The following is a 2925-nucleotide window of genomic DNA, read 5'->3' as shown; positions in this document are numbered from 1 at the left end:
CGACAACTATGCTGAAGTACTTTTGTCTCAGAAATTTTTTCTTTTAAAGTTTCTGAAAATTCAGGAGAAACAAAAAACTTCAGTTCTATTTCGGTTTCCATAGCTATACCTTTCAAAGCAGATAGAAACAGGATATTGCGTAATTTCTCACACGGCAAGAGAGAAATATCGCCGGAATGATGATCTAAAACAGTTTTAATGAGCGATTTAATGCGTTACCATGCGCGCCTTTATAGCCATCGTTCAACATTTCGCCAAGCACTCAGAAATGGTGTATGTTTTTTTAAGGTTATAGTTATTAGGTTGAATGACCATGCCAGTAAATACAATTATGGGGTTATTTGCAAAGTCCCCAATTAAGCCTTTGCAACGCCACGTTGTGTGTGTCAACGAATGTTGTTCACACTTGGTGAAATTCTTTGAAGTATCTTCAAAGGGTGATTGGGAAAAAGCAGCAGAAATCCGTGCACAAATTTCTCACCTAGAGAAAGAAGCGGATGTGCTGAAACGTGAAATCCGTCTAAAACTGCCTCGCGGTTTGTTCATGCCAGTCGACCGTACTGACATGCTTGAGCTTTTGACTCAACAGGACAAACTTGCAAACCTGGCAAAAGACATTGCTGGCCGTGTATATGGTCGTCAACTTGTCATCCCTGAGGCTCTCCAACCAAACTTCCTCGCTTACGTTCAACGTTGTCTTGATGCTGCCGATCAGGCGCAAAAGGTAATCAATGAACTTGATGAATTGCTAGAAACCGGCTTCAAAGGCCGTGAAGTTACGCTCGTCGCTGAAATGATTCATCAATTAGACGTTATCGAAGATGATACCGATGCCATGCAGATTGAACTTCGCCAACAGTTGATGGTGATTGAAGCTGACATGAACCCTATCGATGTCATGTTCCTGTACAAGATTCTTGAATGGGTAGGTGGTATTGCCGACCAAGCGCAGCGCGTAGGTGCTCGTTTGGAAGTCATGCTATCTCGATCTTAAAACATAAAGTTAACGACATAACGAAGAGCATAATTAACACGTGTCATAGGGACGATGACTATTTTCATCGTCTTATGGTTTGGCGCGCGTAAAATTTTGTTCCGCTTGTTATAAAACAACTAGGTATTACGATGGATATCCTTGCGAACTACGGCACTGTCCTGATTATTGTTGCAGCGATTTTTGGTTTCATGATGGCGATTGGTATTGGCGCGAACGACGTTGCTAATGCGATGGGTACATCTGTAGGTTCAAAAGCGCTAACTGTAAAACAAGCTATCATCATTGCGATGATCTTCGAATTTGCAGGTGCTTACCTTGCAGGCGGTGAAGTAACCGACACTATCCGTAAAGGTGTAATCGAAACTTCTTTATTTGCTAGTCAACCAGATGTTCTTGTCTACGGCATGATGTCTGCGCTTTTAGCAGCAGGTACATGGCTGCTTCTTGCTTCTTACATGGGCTGGCCAGTATCAACGACTCACTCAATCATCGGTGCAATCATTGGTTTTGCATGCGTATCAGTAGGTACTGAAGCGGTTGACTGGGGCAGCGTTCAAGGCATTGTTGGTAGCTGGATTATTACGCCAGTGATTTCAGGTTTCTTTGCTTACGTTATCTTTGTCAGCGCACAGCGCCTGATTTTTGATACAGAGAACCCTCTGTTTAACGCGAAACGTTTTGTACCTGTTTACATGTTCATCACAACAATGGTGATTGCTCTTGTAACCATCAAAAAAGGTCTAAAACACGTTGGTCTTCACCTGACCAATGGTGAAGCTTGGATGTGGGCAGCAGCAGTTTCAGCACTTGTGATGATTGGCGGCTACGTATACATCCAGAAAAAATTCGCTAATCGCGAAGAAGACCGCAGCTTTTCTGGCGTGGAAGGTATCTTCAGCGTTCTGATGGTTATCACCGCTTGTGCGATGGCATTTGCACACGGTTCAAACGACGTTGCAAACGCCATTGGTCCACTGTCTGCTGTCGTATCGACTGTTGAACACATGGGCGAAATCAGCACGAAAAGCACCATCGCTTGGTGGATTCTACCTCTTGGTGGTATTGGTATCGTGGTCGGTCTTGCAACACTGGGTCACAAAGTAATGGCAACCGTTGGTACAGGCATCACTGAGCTAACGCCTAGCCGCGGTTTTGCAGCACAGCTAGCAACAGCATGTACGGTAGTTCTAGCGTCTGGTACAGGCCTGCCAATTTCAACCACTCAAACATTGGTTGGTGCGGTTCTCGGTGTTGGCTTTGCTCGTGGTATCGCAGCACTGAACCTAGGCGTAGTTCGTAACATCGTGGCATCATGGATCGTTACACTACCAGCGGGGGCGTTATTGGCCGTAGTATTCTTCTACGGACTTCAAGCGATGTTCGCTTAAGACACTCGTCAATAGAATGTAAGCGCTTTGTCATTATTGACTCAAACGCACAGAAAGGGAGGCTTTGCCTCCCTTCTTTGTTGCACCGAGGTTTGAAACTGCATACTATTCGTCTATTTCCGGCTCCAATCATTCGGTGCCAACGCTGTCTCCAAGAAAAATCGTTAAGGGATTTACTGTGAAAAAACTAATCATCACGGTTTTGTTTACTTTGCTAGCAGCGCCAGCGGCCCTAGCAGCAGACCGTTATATTTCTGATGACCTCTTCACTTTTATGCACTCAGGTCCAAATAACACCTACCGTATTATTGGTAGTGTTAACGCCGGTTCTAAAGTACAACTGATTAAAACCAACCGAGATACTGGCTACACGCAAGTTCGTGATGACCGTGGTCGCACTGGTTGGGTACAAAGCAAGTTTGTGACAAACCAAGAGAGTATGGCAATTCGCCTTCCTCGCATTGAGAAAGAGCTAGCCGAAGTCAAAGAGCAGCTTGCTAATGCTCGTCAAACTTCTGATGCAGAGAAAGCCGGTCTTGT

General features: G+C 44.8%; 3 protein-coding genes. All 3 read left to right on the top strand.

What is annotated here, in order from left to right; all coding sequences use genetic code 11:
* Positions 1 to 313 precede the first annotated feature (313 nt).
* Positions 314 to 994 carry a TIGR00153 family protein gene (locus CAG68_RS03815; protein WP_005379896.1) on the top strand — a complete coding sequence of 227 codons (681 nt, stop codon included), beginning with the start codon at positions 314 to 316 and terminating at the stop codon, positions 992 to 994.
* Positions 995 to 1125: 131 nt separating this feature from the next.
* Entirely contained in the window at positions 1126 to 2385 is a 1260-nt protein-coding gene (locus CAG68_RS03810; protein WP_005379898.1) for an inorganic phosphate transporter, read from the top strand.
* A 178-nt stretch (positions 2386 to 2563) separates the two neighbouring features.
* On the top strand, positions 2564 to 2925 hold a 362-nt coding region (locus CAG68_RS03805; protein WP_161440804.1), incomplete at its 3' end, for a TIGR04211 family SH3 domain-containing protein.

Origin of the sequence: Vibrio sp. V42_P2S4T144, from assembly GCF_009904715.1 — a bacterium.
In the GTDB taxonomy this organism is placed as follows: Bacteria; Pseudomonadota; Gammaproteobacteria; order Enterobacterales; family Vibrionaceae; genus Vibrio; species Vibrio alginolyticus.
Note: the sequence above shows the minus strand (reverse complement) of the source record. Positions and strands in the feature narration are given on the sequence as shown.

Coding starts and splice junctions, on each gene's coding strand:
- CAG68_RS03815 (WP_005379896.1), top strand. CDS start 314: ATGCCAGTAAATACAATTATGGGGTTATTTGCAAAGTCCCCAATTAAG.
- CAG68_RS03810 (WP_005379898.1), top strand. CDS start 1,126: ATGGATATCCTTGCGAACTACGGCACTGTCCTGATTATTGTTGCAGCG.